General features: G+C 66.9%; 1 protein-coding gene. It reads right to left on the bottom strand.

Going from position 1 to position 4,567, the window contains the following annotated elements:
• The coding region (locus AYB31_RS06600; RefSeq protein ID WP_201787425.1) for a condensation domain-containing protein at positions 1–4,567 on the bottom strand (4,567 nt) is incomplete at both ends.

Raw genomic sequence — 4,567 nt, 5'->3', positions numbered from 1 at the left:
TAGCCCCCTCTCCCTTTGGGAGAGGGCTGGGGCGGCCGGCGTACCGGTGAGGGTCTCGGCGTGCGACTCAGACTCAGCGTGCCGCTCGGAATCTCCCTCACCCCCATCCCCTCTCCCAGAGGGAGAGGGGTGTTTCAGCACCACATACCCGACCAGCTGCTTGTCAGTTGGCGTCTCACGGGCAATCACCGCCGCTTCCTGCACCACTTCCAGGGCCAGCAACTGGCTCTCGATTTCGCCCAGTTCGATGCGGAAGCCGCGGATCTTCACCTGATGATCGACGCGACCCAGGTAATCCAGGGTGCCGTCTTCACGCCAGCGCACCAGATCGCCGGTGCGGTACATGCGCTCCCCGGCTGCGCCAAACGGATCGGGCGGGAAGCGCTCGGCAGTCAGTTCAGGGCGCTGGAAGTAACCGCGAGCCAGGCCCACTTCGCCGCCGATATACAGCTCGCCAGCCACGCCGATGGGCAGCAGGTTGAGTTCGGTATCGAGAACATAGAGGCTGCGCGGACCGACCGGGTTGCCGATGGGCGCGTAGGCCGCCTCGAAGGAGTCCCCCGGATAGGCTTCCCAGATCAGCGGGGTCACCACCGTCTCGGTCGGGCCGTAGCCATTGATGATCCGTTGCGGCTGCAGCACCTTCTGCAGGCGCTCGTAGGTTTCGCGGGTAAAGGCTTCGCCACCCAGAGTCCAGGAACGCACCGCCATTCTCGAAAAGGTCGTGGAGGCGTCGCGAGCGACGGCCAGGCTAGGCGAAAGCGGCTGAGGAAGCGCAGTTGACACGTCAGTCAATGAGCATTCCGAAGCCGCTTTCAACGACGGCTGGCCTAGCGCAGCAGCCTCCGCGGCCTTTTCCGACTCCACCCAGTCCAGCAGCTGCATGGCATAGCTCGGCGGCAGGCAGGAGATGGTCACGCCTTCGTCGGCAATGACCTGGCAGGTCTTCTCCGCGCTCCACAGCTCTTGGTCACGAATCACCAGGCGGCTGCCGAACGCCAGCGGTACGGTCCAGCGCTCCAGGGCGCCGTCGAAGCTGATCGAGGCGAAGTGCAGCTCCACATCGTCCGGGGTCATGCCGTAACGCTGACCGATGGTCTGCACATGCATGCTCAGGCCGAGATGGTTCACCGCCACGCCTTTGGGCTGGCCGGTGGAACCGGAGGTGTAGATCAGGTAGGCCAGATTGAGCGGATGCAGCTGCACTGCCGGAGCCGAAGCCTCGAAAGCAGCGAGATCCAGCTGATCCAGATACAGCGGCCCGACGCTCTCACCTAGCGGCAGACGCTCGGCCAGGTTGGACGATGTAATCAGCCACTTCAGCCCCGAGTCCTCGACCATATAGCTGAGACGTTCACGCGGATAATCCGGATCCAGCGGCACGAAAGCGCCGCCGGACTTCAGCACCGCCAGCATGGCCACGATCATCGCGTTGCCGCGCTCCAGCGAGACACCGACGCGGGATTCCGGGCGTACGCCATGGGCAACTAGCAGGCTGGCCAGGCGATTGGCACGGACCTCCAGCTCGGCAAAGGCAATCCGCTCACTGCCATGCACCAGGGCAATGGCCTCGGGACGCAGGCGTGCCTGTTCGGCAATCAGTTCGGGCAGCAGGCGCGCGGCATCGAAGGCCTGACGCGGGGTATTCCATTCGGCCAGCTGCGCCTGTTCACCGGCGGAAGCCAGCGCCAGGCTGCCTAGCGCACGCGCTGGGTCGCCGCAGACCTGCGCCAGGGCCTGGCGCAGCAACGCCTCGACCTGAGCGATGCCGTCGGCATCGAAGTGCGCGCGGTCGTAGGCCAGCAGCAGCTCCAGGCGGCTGCCCGGCAGCACGGCCAGGGTCATCGGGTAGTGAGTGAACTCGTGGCTTTGTGGCATGCCCAAACGCAGCTCGCCGCGCTCGGCCTGCTTGAGCGCCTCGCCCAGCGGATAGTTCTCGAACACCAGCAGGCTGTCGAACAGCGCCTCGCCGGCGCTGCCGACCCAGCGCTGGATATCGTGCAGCGGGCTGTGTTCGTGCTCGCGCAGCTGCAGGTTCTGCACCTGCAGCGCGGCCAGCCAGTCGCCCAGCGGCTGCTCGGCCGGCAGTTGCACGGCAACGGGAAGGCTGTTGATAAACAGGCCAAGCATCTGCTCGCTGCCGCCCAGCTCGATCGGTCGACCGGCCACGGTGGCGCCGAAGCACAGGCTGCGCTTGCCGGTCAGGCGCGCCAGCAGCAAGGCCCAGGCGGCCTGTACTAGGGTGTTAAGGGTCAGGCCGTGACGTTGGGCGAAGCCGCGAATTCGTTGTTCGGTGGCGCTATCCAGCGGCAGCGGATGACGGGCATGGTCCTGCCCCGGTGTGCGGCACGGCAGGCAGCCAGCGATGCGGGTTGAGCCATCCAGCGGGGCCAGCTGTTCACGCCAGAAGGCCTGCTCGGTAGCCGCATCCTGGCCTTCGAGCCAGTGGATGTAGTCGCGGAACTGACCGCCCGGTGCCGGCAGGCGATCACCGTGATACAGGGCCAGCACCTCGGCGAACAGCAGGCCGTTGCTCCAGCCGTCCAGCAACAGATGGTGCAGGGTCCAGACCAGCACGAAGTCACCGGCGTCGCGCTGGATCAGCGCCAGGCGCAGTAGCGGCGCCTGGTCGAGGGCAAAGCCGCGCTCACGCTCGGCGCTGCAGAAGGCCTGCAGCTGCGCCTCGAAATCGGCAACGCCGCGCCAGTCGAGATCCTGCCAGTCCAGTTCGACCTCAGCCTGCACCAGTTGCAGCGGGCGCTCGCCCAGCAGGAAGCGGCTGCGCAGCACGCCATGGCGCGCCAGCACCTGGCGCCAGGCGCTTTGCAGGCGCAGTGGATCAAGGCCGGTGAACGGCAGCAGCAGCTGGCTGACATAGCTGCCGGCACCTTCCAGCTGGCTGTGGAACAGCAGGCCCTGCTGCAGCGGCGACAGCGGGTGGATATCTTCCACGCCGGCCAGTGCATCCAGTTCGACCTGACTCAGACCGGCCAGCGGCACATCGCTGGGCGTCAGCCGTGGCGAGACCTTGGCACAGTGCTGGGCGATGCTGCGCAACTCATCCTGCAGGCGTGCGACCAGGCCCTCCAGGGTGGTGCGCGCCAGCTGCGCAGGGTTGAAGTCGATGTGCAGCTGCAGGGTACCGCCACGCTGCTCGGCGTTGATGACCAATGGAGCGTCCATGGGCGCATCGGCTTCGCGCCACAGGCCGCCTTCGCGCAGACGCAAGCCGCCCTCGCCCTGGTCGAACTGGCCCAGGTAGTTGAACAGCAGTTGCGGCGCGCGCTCGGTCAATTGACCTTGTTGGACCAGTAGACCAAAGCCCAGGCCCAGATCGGGCACAGCGCGCAGTTGCTCCTTGATCGCCTTGAGGCTGGCAGCCAGCTCGGTCTCGGGTTGCAGGCGCACGGGGTAGAGGCTGGTAAACCAGCCGACGCTGCGCGACAGGTCGATATCCTCGAACAGCGGCGCGCGGCCATGGCTTTCCAGGTGCAGGGTCAGCGCCGGCTGCTCGCTCCAGCTGCATAGCACGCGGCTCAGAGCGGTCAGCAGCAACTCGTCGGCACGCAGGCGATAGGCCCGCTGGCCGGCTTGCAGCAGGTCGCGAGTGAAGCCGGCCTCCAGACTCAGCTCGATACGCTTGCGGGTTCCTTCGGTGCCCGCCTCCTGGCTCTGCAGGGGCAGCTCGCCGCCGGTCTGCTGGGCCTGCCAGTACGGCAATTGCGCGTCCACGTTCCAGCCGGCCAGGCGTTCGCCCCAGGTTTTGAAGGCGCTGGTCTTGCTCGGCAGCTGCACTGCCAGGCCGCTGGCCAGTTGCAGGCAGGCGCGCTGCAGGTCTTCCAGCAACACGCGCCAGGACACGCCATCGACCACCAGGTGGTGGATGGACAGCAGCAGGCGATCCGGTTGGCCTGGCTGGGTCAGGTAGAGGCCGCGCAGGTGCGAGCCGCTGGCCGGATCGAGGCTGCGCTGGATAGCGTCGTAGTGCGACTGCGGGTCTTCGCCGGCGGCCAGTTCTACCTGTTGCAGCAGAGGGCTGCCTGCTTCGGTGGCATGCACTTGCTGCCATTGGCCATCGCGCTGCTCGAAGCGCAGGCGCAGGGCGTCGTGGTGTTGAACCAGGGCTTGCAGGGCCCGCTCCAGCTGGACTGCCGGCAGCGGCTCGGCCAGTTCCAGTAGCAGGTACTGGTTGCACGGGGCCAGGCCTTCGCGCGCCAGCAGACGCGCCTGGATCGGCAGCAACGGTGCCGCGCCGGTCACCGGTCCCTGATCGGCCAACGGTGCGGCGACGCTGCGGGCAACCCCGGCCAGTTGGGTCAGGGTCTGTTGCTGGAACAGGTCCTTGGGCGTCAGGCCCAGCCCCTGTTGGCGAGCGCGGCTGACCACCTGCAACGCGACGATGGAATCGCCGCCCAGCTCGAAGAAGTGATCCTGGCGCCCTACTCGCTCGACACCCAGCACTTCGGCCCAGATGGCGGCGAGGATGCGTTCGTTATCGGTTTGCGGCGCTTCAAAGGACTGGCTCTGCCAGCTCGGCTCCGGCAGCGCGGCGCGGTCCAGTTTTCCG

Origin of the sequence: Pseudomonas sp. BMS12 (assembly GCF_001592875.1) — a bacterium.
Lineage (GTDB): Bacteria > Pseudomonadota > Gammaproteobacteria > Pseudomonadales > Pseudomonadaceae > Aquipseudomonas.
The sequence above is the reverse complement of the archived record's forward strand: the minus strand, read 5'-3'. Positions and strand labels throughout refer to the sequence as shown.